A 19,744-nucleotide genomic window follows, 5' to 3' on the forward strand; every position below is an offset into this window, starting at 1 on the left:
CTTGTTTTATGAGTCAACCTGTTATAGGTATCGATGAGCTTGTTAAGATTCTTGAGGATGCCGTAAAGGGACCTCAAGGCTCACAGTATATTATTCTTGATGATGCTCTTTTTCCTGCAGCTGGAGCATTGGTAGATTATCTACAATTGACCAATGATCAATTACGTATTGATCAAATCTCTGGCACCGATTTAATTCAACCTGATAAACCCAAGTATAAGGTTAATATCGTAGGGAAAGGAAATTTATTTGATGTTGATACTGGAGGTAACTTAACAAGTGTCGCCTGTCATATTAATATTACTGGAACAGCGCCTCCGTCTGAAGATGTTGAGTTACGCATGAAAGCAGAACCTAGCGAAAGTAGTTGGGAATTCTCAGACTGTTTTCCACCTTTACCTGAATTTCTTGGAAAAAAGGAAAAGACAGCAGAGCTTGAATGGCAGGCCTCATTTTACAATCATTTCCCCCTGAGCAATGTAGCTTTTTATGTGAACACTCATTCAAATGGGATGCCTTCAGGAATTAATCTAGAAGCAGTACTTAACACCACTGTGGGAACACTTGGAAGGTTTATATCGAAGTTCATCCCCGAAACTGTTGATCTAGGAGGTACTATCGAGTTACGCAAAGACACTTTTCCTTTGCTTAATTTAGCTGCTGATCTAGCTGACTTTGATTTTCCTGAGATAAAAGATATAACTTCTTTTAAATTGGAACTTTCTACAGCCGATAAAGACGCAGGTGATGAAAGTTCAAAAAACTCATCTAATGCAGATTTAAGTGCTTCTGCCGAGGTAATAGATTTAAAATTTACAATAGAAGGTTCCATATTACAGGGGAATACAATTTGGGTTCTGGACATTGGGATTGAAGACCCAACAAAGTATACCTTGTCAAACGGAATTAACTCTTTATTGAGTTTTGGTGGTGGCGAAGTGACTCTCCCATCGGGTATTGAGGCATTTACTTCTATGTATCTAGACTCACTATCCCTTGGATTTCAGCCAAAATCTACTGGTCTTCGAACCATATCTATGATAGGTGCATCTGTGAAATATGCAAAGGACTGGGTAATTCCAATGACAGGTGTTACCATTGGAGATATAAAGATCCATTGGGAAATTGCAAATCCCTTTAGTGGCTCTCCTATGCTCATTGGCTCTATTTCAGGTGTTATAGCCCTAGGTGATAACGACAAGACATTATCTAATAAGAATATAGTAGCAATATCCATTATCTGTGATATTACTGGCCTTGAAAAAGGAGGTACACCTTCTGTTAATATTACCGGAGATTTATTCACTGAAGAAGAGGGGCAAACAGCTTCAATAGATGCTATTGTTGAACATTTTACTGGATTCAACCCAAATATTGGTTTGGAAGTTGCAAAATTGAGTTTTGAAGCAAATACCGGAGATCGAACTTTTTTCTTCTATACTTCGTTGGTTGGGGATTTACCGTTTAAAATTCCGGGAGTAGAATTCAAAGAAGCCGCATTTGGAGTACGGTATTCTCCAAATCAATTTTCGGGAAATGTGTCCGCAAATATTAGTGTGGCAAAAATTCCACTAGTCGGCTATGCCAGTTATCGCGGTAAAGACGCAGGATGGTTGCTTAAAGGTGGTATTCCCCCAAACGGTGATAAAATCCCTAATCTTGGTGAATTTCTTGACAACCTCGATAGCAACTGGTTTGGCGGGGTACCTGAGTCGATTAAGATTATTCAACTTACCGGCCTAATGACCAGCTTTGATACAAAAAGCAAGGCTTTCTCATTGGAAATTGGTGTAGAATGGATCCCAAAAATTGCAGATAAAGATTTCAAAATTGCTGCTGAGTTTTTCCTAAAAAGCGAAAAAGCATCAGACACCGAAAATAGCTACTCTGGATATGTAAAGGGAAGCCTAGAATTTGTTGACCTCAAGGCAGCGGTTACCTATGCATTTGCTAAAAACAGCAAGGTATTTACCTTCGAAATTGGGTACAAATCTTTTGAGTTAATTGCTATCTTAATGCAAGTGGCAGATAAGGCCACTCCTACTGTAAAAGGAGATTGGATTTTAAAGGTTGGCTTTGGAAATACTAGCTTTGGAGATATTTTAGAATTTCTTGTACATCTTATTGATCCAAATATCAATTTTAAACTCGGCCCTCCTTGGAACGTTCTTAACGAAATTAATCTGAAGAATCTGAGCCTTGTTATAAATCTTACAAAGAAAACTGTAGGTATTACTTACGCCGTTAAAAAGGATTTCGGTTTCTTCTATTTAGATGAAATTGGTCTTCAGTATATAAAACAACCAGGTAAAAATTCGGTAAATGTCATTATTACCGGTAGAATGCTTGAAAAGCCCTATACCGATGCCAAACCTTTAACATGGGATGCTTTGAACGAATCTCCACCAGCGGTTCCTGGAAAAGGGAACAAGACACTTGATTTAAAATATCTTGGATTTGGACAGAATATCACCTTTAGAGAAACAAAAGACTTCAAAAAAGTTGAGGATGTTATCAATGCGCTCAAAAAAGACTTTGCACCAATAGATACAGATTCAGACAGCAACCCACTAGAGCAACTTCCCAATCTTAAATTTGCGGGAGATGGACGCTGGTTAATAGGAACAGATTTTACACTTATAGATACCATTACTATTGCCGCGGTTTTTAATGACCCAGAATTGTATGGAGTGCATTTAGCACTAGCTGGCGAAAAAGCAAAACAACTTAAAGGGCTTTCTTTTGATATCCTTTATAAAAAAGTAACAGAAACCATAGGTGTTTATCAGCTTGAATTAAAACTTCCTGATTCAATGCGACAATTCCAGTTTGGGGCAGGTTCTGTAACCGTGCCTATTATTAATCTGGATATTTATACAAATGGGAATTTTAGAATTGATATGGGATTCCCTGTTGGCCTTAATTTTACAAGATCATTTTGTATACAATTTTGGCCGTTTATTGGGTATGGCGGGTTTTACTTTGCAATATTAAATGGGCAAACCTCTTCCAAAGTACCAAAAATCACAAATGGAAATTTCGCGCCGGTAATTGAGTTTGGACTGGCTCTTTCTATAGGATTGGGAAAAACAATAGACAAAGGTATACTGAAAGCTGGCTTGTCTGTAACGATTGTGGGCATTGTTGAAGGCGTGTTAGGCTGGTTCCATCCAGATGATAAATCGTTGCCAAGTGATATGTTCTATTTAATAAAAGGAACTGTCGCATTGACTGGTAAACTCTACGGTGAGGTAAATTTCTTTATTATATCTGCCAAGGTTGAGGTGATCGCCTATGCATCACTTACCCTTACTATTGAAGCTTTCCAGCCTATCTTAGTTGAGCTTGAACTTGGGGTATCGGTTTCTGCATCTGTGAAAATTTTGTTTATCCGAATTCATTTTTCTTTCAAAATGATTCTGGAGCTATCATTTACGGTTGGAAATGCAAGTCCAACACCTTGGATTTTAGATGGCTCGTCGTCTAATCCAGATACGTTCCTGTTACGCCAACAAAGATCAAGATATGCATATCGGGAAATTAGCGCACGCGATATTCTTCGGGCACAACGAATTCAGGATATAGCTCTAGACTTGCAACATCCTTTTAGTTGGAACCCAATTAATGTTTTCGAAGGCGATATAAAAGATATCCAACTTTTAATGATGCCTAACTTTACGGTAGCGGTGCCAACAACACTCAATGCTAATGTGAATTTGGTAATAGAAAACGACGATCCACAAGTTCAAACCGTGATGGCACTTTTTGTTCCAAATAGTATTACTGCAAATGCCAAAACCCATGAAGAGGTTAAACAAATCTTTCACGCAAACGCTACAGAAAAACCATTTAATCAACTTGTAGGAGGTTTTCTTAAATGGGCACTAGTGTCATTTGGATTAGATTTAGCAAATCCTGTGACAATTGTCGATTTGGAGGATGTTCAAAAACAAATAAATAAAGAACAGTCTGCGGGAGATATTTTTTCATATGACCTTATAAGAAGTTTTATTGAATTAAATTATCTACTGAAAATTTCTTCTGTTTCTTCGGAAAAGATTTCCGAAGAATTAAACACTACAGGACTTGAAGATGGACCACTTGGACTTGTACACGACTCGTGCTCAGAGACCTCAGGTCAAGAAATTGGATCACTTGGTATTACTGGACTTACAGGACCTGTAGGAGAGATTAGTGCCGCATACTTCCCAATGATACCTGACCTTATAATGTCTCCTGAGGATCGACCTGTTATTGATTTCAGTAAACATCAAATGATTGATCATGAATACGAGGAAATGTTGAGTAGTTATTTCCAAGATTTACTGGTTGAGTTTGAACAAAATGTGGCCCGTAATCCAGAACAACCCAATGCACCACAGTCTAGAAGCAATTCGCGAGTTGATGCTCCTGAAGAATCGATGTCAACTTTTATATTTCGCGATTATTTCGCTATGTTGACAAAGCAAGCGGTTGCTAGTGCGATTAGTTTATTTAGCCGTTATCCCTATTCCGTTAAGGAAAGCGATAGTTTAGAGTCAATTGCAAGCACATTTCCTACTGTTTCTTTCGTACATCAAGTGCGTCCCCATGATACCCTTGGAACCATTAGCACCCAATATGGGGTACAAATAGAAAGTATTAAATTAAGTAATGATCTTCTCACAAGTTTAGAATCCTTCGATAAGTTGATTCTTCATTTAGAGATGGTAACAATAGAAAAAGGGGTTACCCCCGCCACAATTGCAAATGCAAATGGCGGTATACAATTAAATGCATCTGTTGAAAATCCAACTATTATAAGTGTTCCTGGACTGGTATTCCAACTTAAAGATCAAAGTACTTTAGATAATATCATGATTCAATTTGGGATAACGAGTCCCGAGGATTTATTTATTGGAGAGGCAGCAAAAAATAGTATCAATCCAGATTTACTTTTAACTAATGGTAAAATTTTGATTCCTCAGACTTCCTATAAAGTATCCGAGGGTCAAACACTGCTAGAAGTTACGGCTTATTGGGTGATGCGTGGGAAATTAATGGGAACTGGCATTGATGAAGCATTGCTAAGCGCGTATTCACAGGCAATTATAAAATGTAATAATGGCGATGAGAACGCTTATAAAGATTTAAATAATTTGACTGTTGGTGAGTCAATAAAAATTCCTGAGATTATTCTCAATAAGGATAAAACACTTGAATTTGTCGGCACAAAACCATGCGATTGGAAAGTTTATACGGTACGGGAAGCAGATACTTTAGAATTAATCGCGGGTTATTATACACTATCTCAATTACAATTCGAGTTGTTAACAGAGTTTGAAAGCCTTATCAAAGGCCTTAACCCTGGCGTTCCGCCAATTACTACAAATCAGGAATTGGTTATTCCAACATTTGAGTATACAATTCAGGCAGATGAGACATTAGCAGAAATATTAGAATTGTTTGGGGTTACACTCCAGGCGGCACTAAATGCTAACCGTAGAAGCAATACGATTTTCACTCCTCTGGCATTGATGATTTTACCAACCCTCCATTATGGAATTAAAGATGGAGATACATTGGCTTCATTGAGCAATTTGTTCAATTTGAGTGTTAAAGATTTGGCTTGGAAAATTAGTACAGAGCCAAATATATTTATACTTCAACAGGAGATTATTATTCCCGATGTGCCAAAACAGATGTTCGATAAGCTATTGACTGATTTGGTATCCAATGGATCTTTCAATAATATCTCGGCAATGCTAACCCGTTTTATGTTACATGGATTACGTGTTCCTGATCCTGCAGATGATATACTAGCAGGACTTACACCATCCAAATTGGAAGCTTTAGATGGAAATTCTATTAAAACATGGGGACTTTATGAAATAGCAGGTCAACAGTTTCAGGCACCATCGGCAACAGGGCCTGTGGGAGCAACGGCTATGTATGATATTACTTTCGAAAAAGGTCCAACTGCCAGTTGGATCACTTTTCCGGATTCAGTTGAGGAAGACAAACTTAAAGTTTCTCTTACTGATCAACTTATTCGTGAAAATTCTCCTAGTACTATTTTCAATCCAGAAGTTACACTTGGCCCTACTGGACTTCCTCTCGCTCAAAACTCGGCACAGCAATTCGGATTAGAGAAAAGCATGCATTGGCAAAGTGCTTCCGAAATTTTCGCAGGGCTTACTGGCTTAGCTGGAGTAACCGGACAAGTTGTAAAAGGACCAGGTGAGCCTTCAATTTGGCCATTCCCAGATACCCTTCTTGAGAAACTTGCCCAAATAGGAAGACCTACTGGTCTTATTGGAGCAACCGCTGTAGGTCGTCCATATGAATTAATAGAAAGTAGAAGTCAAGGCACTAACGGAACATCAAAACGCAATTTAGATTACTTCTCATGGGGTACGGCTATTGAACTTTCTATAAGACAAGTCGCAAATACCCAAGGTGAGGGCACTTTGCCAAATTCGTATCTGGTGTTAGGCACACCAGAGTCTAGTCGTAAATATTTACAAGAATCTTGGATGCATTTGCAGAGTTCTGGTGAAGAAGTAGAGCTACATCTGCTTTATTCTCCAGGGTTTGTATCTGGTAATCCTTCCGGTTTTGTTTCGAACGTATTGAATAACGATGGAACGTTTATTTTAAAGACAAACCTCTCAAGTGTAACACATAACGGCCCTCAAGGATTGACTACTGGAACTATAGAGGAACCTAACTCAGGCGATTATTATGCCCGAATTTCATCTGGACGTCCATTTTTACAATATTTGTGGGAGGCCAGTATTATTGGTACTGGTGGATTCTACTTGAACTATAGTGATAAGGCGGGGAAAGGATTGCCTCCAGAACTTTTTGCAAATGATACTGAGGCTAAAATTTGGCTTGTAGTTTTATTAAAATCTCAACTTCAGGCTGCTATGTCTGAAGAAAAATTACTTTATCCTTTTAATAATTGTGCTATAATTGCCGACAATGTTGATGGCAGTGCTGCTCATTTATTCATGCAAGTCACAGATCCTACCCCAGCCGATAAAATTAAAACTGCAAATGTAGGCCCAGGCGATATTGCGCTACAAGTTACTCGTAGGAATCCAGATTTTAGCGGAGCAACGGGTCCAGAATTTTTGACTAAAAGTCTTTATAATTTATTGGGTTATCAGGTACAAGGTAATAGCTTTTTCAAAGCGAGTAAGGAAGGAATGCCGGTTGGTCCAATTGAATATGATGTTCCAGATAAGAATATGGAAGCATTGCCTAACTTTGCTAATACTGATGAATCTTTATGGGATTATCATTGCGTAATTCCAATTTCCAAATTTGGCTTATACAATGACATTCCTAAAGGATTGGCGCTTCCCAAAGCAAGTAAGAACCCTTACCAAGGTATTACTGGCCCAGCAGAAGGAGGACCAACTGGATTAAGTCAAGCAAAGGTTTCACTACAATTTCAAGACCTTTACGGAAACCGAACTATATCTACAACACCCTTACCAGATCTTGACCTCTTTGTTGGATATACTGATCCAGTAATTGGTGTTTCAGCATGGCCAAGTACTGCAGCAACATATCGAATTGGCAAGAATACTTCTCCTGTGATCAGCATTGGGATAAGCTTACAAACTAGCAAGTATTTACCAAGCCCAAGTTATGGGTTTGATAAGTCGGCTTATAGCGCAACAACAGATGTTCAACGATACAAAGAGATATTCTATCAACTATTTCAAGAGGACATTAGTTTAGTATTACATACATCACTAGACCAAGTAGGGAACATTCAAACTCCATATCCACTTTCAAGACTTTCCTTTCGGAATTATGTAGCTGGAGCTTATGTTTTCTTGAACCAAATTCAATATCTGGATCAATACCAGTTCAAGACGGTTAGTAAAACAGGTCTTGATTTGCTCTCAAACATGTTTGGTATAGCCATGTTAGACCTAGGAACTACCAATCAAGATAAACCTGCTAATTTATTGTTTGAAGGTGAGGTACAAGTACCTAACTTATATACCGTTAGGCAAATGGATTCACTTTGCGATATTCTTGCATCCACGGGTACAAGCAGTTGTACAACTACTATTACAGGTTTAGACGCCCCACCAACAAATGTAGAAAAAATTGCAAATAATAATAAGGGAGCTCTTCTCTATACCGGTACTACGCTTTTAACAAACCTTCGAGAAAATATTCCTTTTGTTAACATTAGCAAAGAAAAAAATACACTTGCGTTGGTAGCAGCAGCAAATGCCTCTAATGTTTTCTATGATTTTATAACACCTTCAAAATCAATAGAAGGTATTGGATTCATTCAAGTAAATTGGAAGATTGAAAACTTACTTGAGCCTGGCTTGGATATAGCGATAGAAGGCACTATTCTAAACACTACAGATTTCAAAACTTTTGAGGCACTTTATAATGAGTTTGTGAAATCATTAAAAGATCTTACACAGTCAGATTTTGCGGATGCTATCAAGAATGTTCAAGGAATATTTGCAACCACTGGGATGTTTAATCTTCAGGATTATATTATTCAGGAAACAAATACATTCGCCTCCCTTGAAAAATGCACTCCTTCATTGGGGACTATTGCTGAGTTAGCAATGTTAAATAGGGAAGTAGCAAATATTTATACTACCGGCACTGCTATATTCCTATATTCAAAACCTTATGAGCCTATAGCCGGTGATACTTTAGCTTCAATCGCTGGGCACAATAGTCTTACAGTTGAGCAACTCCTTACGGTAAATGGAAATACTTCTATAGCCGTTGAACAGGATATTTTGATTCCTAATCTGGTCATGCTTCCAGAGGCATCTACCTCTAGTTTTGCACCGTATACCTTTAAGGGAAGCGAAACATTGGAAAGTCTCGCAACCTTGTTTAGTATGACTCCACTTGAATTAGCTCAATTGAATATTGAATTTCAAGGAATTTTCAAGGATGGGCAAATCGCAATAGAGGGCGCAGCACCTATAGAAGTTAATATTGAGAGTTCCTACGCATCTGTATTTGCTGCCTATATTGAATTGGTACCTGAGAAGACTTTCGAAGAGTTCGTTCAAGCCATTTTGAGTATTGGGTCTATTTATAGAAAAGATAGTTTATGCATGGCAGTATTGCCAAAACTGAATTCAGGAATAGCTCATTCATTATCTACAATTATTGATGACTTTAATATTCAAGATGCACTCAAAGTTAATGGATATGACGCCAATATGCTGGTCACTGCTAATAGGGCTCTCCTTGGATTCCTGAATAATGGAGCAGAGGTTCTAGGTCCCTTAGCAGAAGATGGTGAGCCGCTAACTGTTACAGTGGGACCGTATGACACCTTTAATACATTGCCATATCGATTTATGGCGACCCATAAACTCGATCTAACAATAGACCAAATAGTTGAATATAATCTTGACAATGCGAATTTGATAACTGAAGAAACACAGTTCATACTCCCATTAAATCAAGCTAAGTCTACAACCCAAATAAATCCACAGATTCCAGATACTGTATTTGCCGTAACGGTTGAAATAGATATTTTGAGAAAGACATCCTATGTTCATCCAGAATTCAAGGGGGAAGCGATTGTAGAGAAAGCGTCGTCAGACATAAGTGCTTTGCCAGAAACTACTTCTAAGGACCAAGGAATTGGTGTGTCCTACCGCCAATTTGCTATTGATTTTGAATTTGCATTTGTCGATCAAAAATTAAAACTGGCAACGGGTAAAAAGCAGGGTGTATTAACAACAACAAGCGGAAAATCCCTTTGGGCGGTTCATTTTGGAGAGGGAGGAATAAATACATTCGACGTACAAACCGATAAGTCGAATTTCTATGCATTAAGCCCATTATCCACCTCGTTAATTTCACAACAGGTTCCAGATATTAAAAAGTACGCACCAGGTGAAGGATTATCACTGGAAGGTCAAACCAAGACATTCCAATCTGTTGATATTGATCTTTGGATGAATGACTTTTTGTCCATAGTGGATTTAATGTTATCACCAGAATACAGCATTCCAGCCTTTAGATTAGGAGGCTCAGCATCAATGGTACAACGTAGAAAACCAATTGCAGAGTCCAAGAAAATAGCAGAGGGACCAATTGGGCTTGTTATGCCATCAATTTATTCGGAAGACCAGACTGGTTTGGATGATTACTTTACAAATTTAATTGGTGCTACAGGATCCATACTTCTTGGATTCCAAGCTTACGAAGAAATTGTTGAAGCAAAAGATAATGTTGCCAATCAGTTGATGAATAGAACCGACCTAATTATTAACCCATCCATTCCGGTGTCTAGTGATTTTGTTTTAGAGGCTCAACAAACACTAAAAGAACAGATGCTGGTAAGACTTACAAATGCATATTCTATTGATGCTCTTATTCAGTATGCAGTTAAGGTGAAGTCAACATTTAATGGTCAACCCATTTGTCCTCGTTTTTCGGGTCCAATTAACCCAAAAGTTTATCGTGTAACGCAGCTAACTTCTCTTGTTAATCTTGCCGGTAAAATTGGAGGCACGGGCTATTTGATTGACACAGCATATCTGGCCCAGATAATTTCGGAACAGAACCTTGTCCTCAAGACCGGAGTGTCTGTAACCTACAAAGGAAAAACACATGAAATTAATGAAAACGATACGCTAGCTGATGTAGCAACAGAGGTTGACGTTAATCCAAACCCACAATTAAAGAATTATTGGGAGCAATGGGTACCTTTTATAAGAACGATCGAGACGATTGATCTTATCGCACCTAATGCAAGTTTTATGGACGTAACAATTCGACGTCAAGTATCATCTGCTGATACAATGGAAAACCTAGCTCGGTATTTTAACATAGCAGTTCAGTTTTTTGCGCGATCGAACGCTTCTTTAAAAGGCATCTTTATAAATGGTCTAGAGATAGAATGGTCAGTAGGAAAAAAGATTGTAACTAAAGATGATGAATCACTCAATGAACTTCTTGAAAGGATTAAAGTTACCAAGAGTACTTATACCTTAGATGATTTGGCAATTAGTATTAGCACTAAAAATCCCTTGCTAACGCCCGACGCCCTTGTCTTTGGTTTACAGAGATTCCCTGAGAATACCCTCTCAACGTCCAAGGTATCACTGGGTCCACTTTCTGGGGAAACCCCAGATTCGGTAATGACCTTTATTTTGAATATTAAAAATGAGGCTCGTTATAAGAAAGTCTTTCTTAACTTAGACTATGTCATTAATGAAATGGAATATAACATTGCTAATATTAGTAAAGCTTCCGATTACCAAGCTTCATCATGGCTTACATTTATTTTACCAATTGGACAATCTGCAGGTACAGATGTAGGGATCAATACGGACTTAGGACAGGTTGAAATTCCTTTACCTTTAAGGGCGTACCCTACTCCTCCTTCACTTTTATCCCAAAGTGGTGTTGCAAGCGTTCCTGAAGCAAAAAATATTTCCGAAGCAAAACTTTGGGATTATAATATGATTTATCAAAGTCAGAATGCAGCACAGGATACGGATTTTCTGGAAATAAGCTTTAACAACCCAACCGGGAAAATTAACGTTGATGCTGTAGTGCATCCAAACTTGTTTAACAATCTTGCTCAGTTCGCATCTATACAAGGTCAGTTGCGAAATGATCTTGCTCTTTTGCCTACCCTTAGTAATGGTCAACAAAATACTAGAGCTCAAGTTGCTGTTAGTGTGTTTGCAGATATTGCCAAATCTATCGCCTCGAGTTTAAGTCTTGTTCCTGATTTTTCTGGAGCAGATATAGCCCCAGAAATGAAATACGAATTTCGTGTAGAGAAGTCAACAGGAGCTGCGGGTACTTATTTAGAGAATCTAACATTATACCTTGAAAAATACACAGGCCCTACTGGTGGGGCCCCATCTGGGGACGGTGAGAACGGTGGGTGGCCAAATATTGCACTGCAACAAAAATCGATTGACTCCAAAGGATCGGCTGTGTGGTATCCACTTTCTTTAAAATCACATGACACAAAACGAGGAGTTTATATAATACCTGCTGAGGCGGATATTCTTGCGGGAAAACCCATAGTGCAGCGTTATGGGTTTGACAAGCGAGATGTAATAGAAAATCAGAATGCATTAAGTGGTGTGTATCTTACACGTAATCTTGGTTTATATGATGGTAATCCATTAGGGGTAACAGGTACAATGGGACCAAATTCTACAAATAATGCATTTGTATACAAAACACCAATTGTCCATTTTATTAATCGCACAACACCATTTATCAATAATCAGAATGTATTTGCCATTGGCCCTGGTGACATTGCAACAGTGCTATTTAAAACACTAAATGAATTATTGGAGACAACAGCATCAGGTACAAGAGCATTTAAGTTGAAGATTGCTTGCAGTTATGGTTATTTCCTTGTTGATAAACCAGATCAAGAGCCATTAATATCGAAGACACCAATTTTCCTGATCCCAAATTATACATACCAAGGGAATACTGGGCAAGAGTTTTCAAATGAGATTGAAGTGTATATAAAGAAATGGAAAGAAACCCATTCGATAAGTATTGAAGGTGGTAATTATATTTTTGATGTTACCGTATTTGAACAGGCACAAAGTATGGGGCTTACTGGTCCAGTAGAGCAGTTACCAATTCTCCAACTGAATAATTTACAGCTTCCAATTGGAGCAACAGGAGTAATGATAGGGGAGAAAAATTGGGACGAACCCTAGATAAAATATCTCTTCAGTCTCAGCAAAAAAATAATTAAAGTAAATTAAATACCATGGCAAAAAAATCTAAATCTAGACTTTTCGAGAATGACCCAGTTGATTGGAATTATATTGTTCTAAATAGCCTCACGGGGCCGCAAGGTCCAATAGGGGTAACTGGAGAACAAGGAATTCAAGGGGTTACGGGGCCGCAAGGTATTCAAGGTGTGACTGGGGAACAAGGCATTCAAGGCGTTACAGGGCCGCAAGGTATTCAAGGTGTGACAGGTGAGCGAGGAATTGACGGTGTAGGTATTCAAGGCGTGACAGGGGCACAAGGTATTCAAGGGGTTACCGGTGAACGAGGAATTGACGGTGTAGGTATTCAAGGCGTGACAGGGGCACAAGGTATACAAGGAGTTACTGGAGCCCAAGGAATTCCGGGGGTAACTGGTGGACGAGGAATTGATGGTATTGGTACACAAGGGGTGACCGGAGCTCAAGGAATTCAAGGTGTAACTGGTGTACAAGGCATTCAAGGGATTACTGGTGCTACTGGTCCACAAGGAGCTACAGGTCCTAGAGGGTACTCTCCCTATATCCCTGAAAAGTTTGAATTGTTTATGTCTAATCTCGTTTTACCTTCTGAGGAAGAAACCCTTTTGGAGCAGATAATAAAGGATTTAGTAATAGCCATAAAAAAAGGAAGCAACGGACCCGCCTATTCATTAGTGGAAGTACTTAGCCATTATATTACAGGACATCCACCACAAGGTCCTACTGGACCTTGGTCTGGGATGACTGGATTAACTGGCGCAACAGGTTCTGGTCCTACCGGAATGACTGGATTAACTGGACCTTGGGGCCTTTCTAATATGCTCGAAACACTATGAACCAAATCACATTTAAACAAATTACGGGAACGCAATTATACAAACCTCAAATACCTTCAACATCTGAGGCATTGTTATTTTTCCCTTTTGAAACATCAATCCAAGAATTGATAACGCTAGATAATTCTTGGGCGAATAATCCGAAAGGGTATTATCTTTTTTTTAATAAAATACCTGATTCTGATTTTAGCACATTAGAATTAGCTCTAAAAAAGATACTTCCTGTCCCCCACCCTTCTCATACTAGTTTTGCATGGATACTACTTGATATTGGTGAATCAATCAAAATTGATAATGCAAAAATTGTTATTTTGGAAGACAATGAACGGAATCCCCCTACAATAAAGCATGATGTCATTTTTCAACCTGTCAATGGAACTGCGGCAATATTATTTGCTGCCGAAAGTCCTGTATTAACTAAAGTAAATGGTGATGGAGCTATAACTGAATTTAATTTCACCTACCCAAATATCCCCGTAAAAGGAGGACAACCTGCCTCAATGTCGCCATCTTGTATGGCTTTGATGGTTCCTATGTCAGGCCAACTTTCTGGGGCTTTTATTTTTAAAGCTTTAATAAATAGACAGCAGGAATCAAATAATTTAAATAATGCGGTTAAAGATTTATTTGAAGGAAAATCGGATCCACTAAGACCATTCGATTCAAAACGCAATGGGCTAACATTTACTGGAAATAGATTTGTACTGACCCAAGATGCAAATAATGGTTATACCCTTCAACCTTATGGATGAACGAATAAAACGAAAACCAGAGGATAAAAGCAAAAGGCTCCCGTTAGTAAGTTGTTTAACCTTAACTAAAAATAGATTGTTATTAGTTAAACAAGCTATCGAATGTTTTTGTTTACAATCCTATCAGAACAAGGAATTGGTTATTATTTCCGCAGGCACAAAACGGTATCAAACAGCCCTTAAAAATCACATTGACACATTAGAAAGAGTTGATATCAATTTGGTATTACTTCCGAAGGAACATATACCCATAGGTACCATGCGAAATATTAGCCTAGATCAAGCTAAAGGGAAATACATTTGTATTTGGGATGATGATGATTTGTATCATAAAGATCGTATTAATATTCAATATTCAACTACTGTTAACCATCAAGTAGACGCATGTTATCTAACAGACCATCTACATTGGTTTGATAAGGATCGTTCGCTATATTGGGTTAATTGGAAGCGTTTTTCAACACAACAGAGTATGGATTGTATGGTTCCAGGTACGCTATTTATGAAGCGACCGTTAAAAATAAGATACCCTGAATATGATCATGCAGGAGAAGATAACATCTTTCGAAGTTTAGTATTTAAAAATTATACCGTCTATGGACTTAGCGATTACGGGTATCTATATATCTATCGTGTACATGGGGCAAATCAATGCCCCAATAACCATCACAAATTGATAGTTAAAAAAGGTTGTGTGGAGTTATCCTTCATAGAAAATAAATGGGAGCAATTAAAAGAGGTCCTCACTTACTTAAAACTGCCAATGCCATTATTAATGAAAGGGCCAAATGAAATTACTGTATATACATTCAATTAAAAAGGCTTATGACGTTTACTAAAAAAAAGACAGGAAGCAAGCAAACAATTTGCCTTAATATGATAGTTAAAAATGAGGCCCATGTAATTAGACGTTGCTTAGATTCATTGAAAGGTTTTATTGATACTTGGGTAATTGTAGATACAGGAAGTACCGATGGCACGCAAAAAATAATAAAAGAGCATTTAAAGGAGTTGCCAGGGGAATTAATAGAAAAACCTTGGGTAAACTTTGCACATAATCGGTCTGAAGCAATTGAATTTGCCAAAGGAAAAGGAGATTTCGTATTAATTATAGATGCAGATGAAGTCTTAGAATTTGATAAAAACTTTACCATCCCAAAATTGACCTATGGCTCATATCATTTTGTGATTGAATCTGGAGGATGTTCCTATTTTAAAACCCAACTTGTTGATAATAGTTTAAAATGGTCCTTTAAGAATGTAATCCATGAATATATCCAATGTGAAGGACAGGTTTCAGAATCCGTACTGGAAAATGTAAAAACATTGCGATTTCCAGATGGTGCACGGGCTAGAGATCCAGAAACTTATAAAAAAGATGCCGCTATTTTAGAGGAAGCTCTTAAGGATGAACCAGAAAATAGTAGATATCGTTTTTATCTAGCGCAAAGTTATAGAGACGCTAAAGAATTTGAACTTGCAATAGTAAATTACCAACAAAGAGTAGATGCCGGAGGTTGGAATGAAGAGGTTTGGTATTCGATGTATCAAATAGCCCAATTAAAAAAGCAATTGGCAAGACCATGGCCTGAAGTGCTAGATGCCTACTTAAAGGCCCATCAATTCAAACCAGATCGTGCTGGCCCTTTGTACCAAATAGGTATTTACTATCAGGCGAGAAGAGATTTTCACAACGCTTTTCTTTTTCTTCGTCAAGCAATGGAAATTAAATACCCTAAAAATGATAGGTTATTTATTGAGAAAATGTTATACGACTATCTTATTCCTGTAGAGTTTGCAGTATGCGCCTATTATGTGGGTCGACAACAAGAAGCTATCCAAACCAATAATGACCTTTTGAAATCAAAATCATTACCTCCAGAACTTATTGAAAGAGTAATATCAAATAGAAGGTATAGTCTTGAGGTTTTACAACCGAAAAAAAATATTCCGTGTAAAACACTCCCTCATATCTGTGTTGTTATTCCATTTAAAAACCCAACTCCTGACTTAGATAATTTGGTCGAAACCCTTTTATATCAAAAATACCAGAATTGTACTTTTTATTTTATCGATGATGGTAGTATTGACGATCCTACGTCGCGAATAGCACTTGAAGATGAACGATTTCGTATAACAAGGAGAAAAAGGACGCAAGGTTGGGGAATGTGCATGTATGATTTCTTGAACACCTATGATGAGGCCGTTGTACTTCCCCTTTGTGATCATATGTGGCTTGCCTCTCCAGAATCTCTGACTAAGCTAGCCCAAATGTTTTGTGATTATACTTCTGAAATTGTTTATGGACAATATAGAGAGTCTTCTGGGCATCTTGGGATGGCAATTCCGTTTTCCTCACAGTATAATGACTCCACTGAATTGGAGTATGAACAGATTTTCCCTATGGCATTTAAAAAACCCACAACAACGATGTTCGAAGCTTTTAATTCATATACATCTCTGATGCACCAAGTTTTAACGCATTGTCCATTCGAAGATTTACATTTTAATGACGAGCCTTTGGTTGTTATAAATACAGATGTACAATTATATTTCAATATAAATAAAATGGAGCATTCAATAGCAAAGGACACTTTAGACCAAATAGCCTAAAGATGATGAAAAGTTCTAATTCATTGATTATTGTTTTGTATACCGAAGGATTAGATTTTACAGGGAATACAATAGAAAAACAGGCCCTAGGTGGTTCCGAGACTGCATTTATTTATGTGGCAAGAGAGCTAGCTAACTTAGGACATAAAGTCTATGCATATTGTCATTGTTCAGAACCTGGCACATATAACGGTGTAATATATAATAATCTTAAAGAAATTAAATTTTGGCATACACATAGTTGTGATATTTTTATTTGTTCTAGGTACTTCTTTATCTTTTCTCAACCAATACAGGCAAAAGTTCGGCTTTTATGGATGCACGATATCCTAATGCCAGAAATGGCTTTGGAACTAACTAAAGTTTCGTCATCACTTGATGCCGTTTTTTGTTTATCTGATTTTCACTGTGCTCTTACAAAGCGTGTTCTTCCTAAAATTGCACCATTTTTACAAAAATCGATTAATGGAATTGACCTAGAGCTTGCAAATGAGGCTAGAGCATCTGTAAAAAATAAGGAGCATAGAATTATGTTTACTTCAAGACCAGAACGCGGTTTAATGCGTACACTTGAAATATACGAACGACTTAATGATACATCTCTAGAATTACTTATTTGCAGTTATAATTCTTTGGAAGATCCTCATGTTGACAGAATAGAATATAATTGCAATATTAAAATTAAATCGCTACAAAATAGAGGGTTTCTTATAACAAGAGGCTGTTTTACTAAAGAGGTCCTTTACCAAAAAATTGCTTCGTCAAAACTGGTTTTATATCCAACAGATTTTCCGGAAATTTTTTGCATATCAGCAATCGAAGCGCAAGCGTGCGGAACTATTATGTTAGCCACAGATGCTTTCGCACTTAAAGAGACTCTGAGCAATAAAAAAATTCCACAGGATGACTACGAAAAATTTTATTCTGAAACCAAAAAACTTATTTATAATAAATCGAATCGAGTTGAGCCCGAAAGACAAGGACTTTTGTTTGTTCAAACATATACTTGGGATCGTGTAGCAGCTCATTTTGTAGCGGAAGCGTTGAAGCATTTAGAACCAACTAATTTAATTGAGGATATTACAATTATTGCTGACACAAATCATAAAATGAAAGGCGAGTTACCTTTAATCAGTTGTTTGACTCTCACGAAAAATAGGTTGGGATTCTTAAAACAATCAATCGATTGTTTTTGCAAACAAACATATCCAAATCTTGAATTGATTATAGTTAATACAGGCACAAGGCGATATTATGACGCTATTAATAGATATGTTCAAAGCTTAAAACGTTCTGATATTTTTATTTTTGATACACCAGCCAACATTCCAAATCTCCTTGGCGCTCTGCGTAATTTTAGTCTTCAGCAAGCAAAAGGGGAATTATTTTGCCTTTGGGATGATGATGACCTATATCATCCGCTTCGTATCGAAATGCAATATCGCTGTCTGAAAGATGAACAAGCAAATGTTTGTTTCATGACAGATCACCTGCATTTCTTTCAATATGAAAGGGACATACATTGGGTAGATTGGACAAGGATGCATTATAAGCGCTCAGAGGAACAATGGCTTCCGGGATCCATGATGGCAGAAATTAGTTCAAAATTTATGTACCCAGAAAGCCAACATTTGGGTGAAGATATTTCCTATAGAGATCTAGTAGTTTCAAGTGCAGAACATAGGGTTGCTGCTCTCAATGGTCACGGGTTTTTATATGTATATCGATTTCACGGTGGTAATGCTTGGTCCAATGAGCATCATCGCAATGTAACTTCCTGGGGTGATAGTTCTGCGCAATTTCTTCATAATAAAAATAAATTATTGAAAGATATACTAACACATTATCCATTGCCCAAGCCAATTAAATTAAAGGACTTGAATGGTGAACACATATATACTTATGGATAATTGGAAACTACCAGATATTAAGGCCACTCAGGAACTACTGATTGAATCATCTTATTTATTACAAACAGGTGGGGCACCAAAAATTAGTTGCCTTACAGCAACTTATAACCGACTTACGCAATTGAAGCAAGCCATTCTGTGTTTTTGCAAACAATCGTACCCCAACAAAGAGCTTATTATCATAGCTGAAGGAACCCCCATCTATAAAGCTTCTGTAGCACGTTATATAAATGAATTGGGGCGAACTGATATCTTTATAGAATTTCTAACCGACCGTAATTATACGCTAGGAGAAGTAAGGAATATTGCGATTGACCGGGCTACAGGGGATATTATATGCCAATGGGATGATGATGATCAATATCATCCAGATCGATTACTCTGTCAGTCTATTTATATGATGCAGCAAAAAGCAGATGTCTGCTATTTGACAGATCAATTACATTATTTTACTTACAATCGTGTAATTGTATGGGAGGACTGGACTTATGGTGGTCATACCCAAGGTGAATGGCAGCTCATTCCCGGGACATTAATGATGTACAAAGACCAAAAATATTCATACCCAGAAGTTGGAGAGAATGCACTGAAGGGAGAAGATTCCTTGTTTTTGCGATCCTTATATAATGATAAGGATATTGCTCGATTAAGTGGAGCAGGAGTCTTATACCTATATACCTGCCATGGACGAAATACATTTTCCAATGAACACCATGAAGGCCAGAAAGGCACAAGCTTTCCTTTGGCTTTTGTGCGTGAATATTATCATCATTTGTTAAAACATATAGTGTCTTACAATTTACTAAGACCTTGTAAAATTATAACTGGAGAAGGAAACGCTTTTACACTATAAGAATTTTGCGCGATTTCAATGAATCATTTTCGAACTTTAA

At 37.6% G+C, this 19,744-nt stretch carries 7 protein-coding genes; all 7 read left to right on the forward strand.

The genetic code is table 11. The features are described from left to right. The first annotated feature begins 8 nt into the window (after positions 1-8). The 7 genes from ESU54_RS11190 to ESU54_RS11220 are packed head-to-tail and all read left to right on the forward strand — an operon-like array spanning position 9 to position 19,704. Complete coding sequence (locus ESU54_RS11190) at positions 9-12,704, forward strand: LysM peptidoglycan-binding domain-containing protein (protein WP_111845802.1); 12,696 nt, start codon at positions 9-11, stop codon at positions 12,702-12,704. Between the two features lie 53 nt (positions 12,705-12,757). After that, on the forward strand, positions 12,758-13,576 hold the full coding sequence (locus ESU54_RS11195) for a collagen-like domain-containing protein (protein ID WP_146744048.1): 819 nt from the start codon (positions 12,758-12,760) through the stop codon (positions 13,574-13,576). Continuing rightward, a complete protein-coding gene (locus ESU54_RS11200) occupies positions 13,573-14,328 on the forward strand; it encodes a hypothetical protein (RefSeq protein ID WP_111845801.1) in 756 nt (251 codons plus the stop codon). The genes ESU54_RS11195 and ESU54_RS11200 overlap by 4 nt, the downstream gene beginning before the upstream one ends. Continuing rightward, on the forward strand, positions 14,321-15,145 hold the full coding sequence (locus ESU54_RS11205) for a glycosyltransferase family 2 protein (RefSeq protein ID WP_160113309.1): 825 nt from the start codon (positions 14,321-14,323) through the stop codon (positions 15,143-15,145). Before ESU54_RS11200 ends, ESU54_RS11205 begins: the two co-directional genes overlap by 8 nt. Positions 15,146-15,204: 59 nt before the next feature. Then, complete coding sequence (locus ESU54_RS11210; RefSeq protein WP_160113308.1) at positions 15,205-16,941, forward strand: glycosyltransferase; 1,737 nt, start codon at positions 15,205-15,207, stop codon at positions 16,939-16,941. A gap of 2 nt (positions 16,942-16,943) precedes the next feature. After that, positions 16,944-18,851 (forward strand): glycosyltransferase, encoded by a 1,908-nt coding sequence (locus ESU54_RS11215; RefSeq protein WP_111845798.1) that lies wholly within the window; start codon positions 16,944-16,946, stop codon positions 18,849-18,851. After that, positions 18,823-19,704: a glycosyltransferase family 2 protein gene (locus ESU54_RS11220; RefSeq protein WP_111845797.1), complete on the forward strand. Its 882-nt coding sequence runs from the start codon at positions 18,823-18,825 to the stop codon at positions 19,702-19,704. Before ESU54_RS11215 ends, ESU54_RS11220 begins: the two co-directional genes overlap by 29 nt. Positions 19,705-19,744: the final 40 nt, after the last annotated feature.

The sequence above is a fragment of the Aequorivita antarctica genome (assembly GCF_007997155.1).
GTDB classification, from domain to species: Bacteria; Bacteroidota; Bacteroidia; order Flavobacteriales; family Flavobacteriaceae; genus Aequorivita; species Aequorivita antarctica.

What these genes read in the sequence shown, in the direction of transcription:
- ESU54_RS11210 (WP_160113308.1), top strand. Translation starts at nt 15,205, where the DNA reads ATGATAGTTAAAAATGAGGCCCATGTAATTAGACGTTGCTTAGATTCA.
- ESU54_RS11205 (WP_160113309.1), top strand. Translation starts at nt 14,321, where the DNA reads ATGGATGAACGAATAAAACGAAAACCAGAGGATAAAAGCAAAAGGCTC.
- ESU54_RS11215 (WP_111845798.1), top strand. Translation starts at nt 16,944, where the DNA reads ATGATGAAAAGTTCTAATTCATTGATTATTGTTTTGTATACCGAAGGA.
- ESU54_RS11195 (WP_146744048.1), top strand. Translation starts at nt 12,758, where the DNA reads ATGGCAAAAAAATCTAAATCTAGACTTTTCGAGAATGACCCAGTTGAT.
- ESU54_RS11220 (WP_111845797.1), top strand. Translation starts at nt 18,823, where the DNA reads ATGGTGAACACATATATACTTATGGATAATTGGAAACTACCAGATATT.
- ESU54_RS11190 (WP_111845802.1), top strand. Translation starts at nt 9, where the DNA reads ATGAGTCAACCTGTTATAGGTATCGATGAGCTTGTTAAGATTCTTGAG.
- ESU54_RS11200 (WP_111845801.1), top strand. Translation starts at nt 13,573, where the DNA reads ATGAACCAAATCACATTTAAACAAATTACGGGAACGCAATTATACAAA.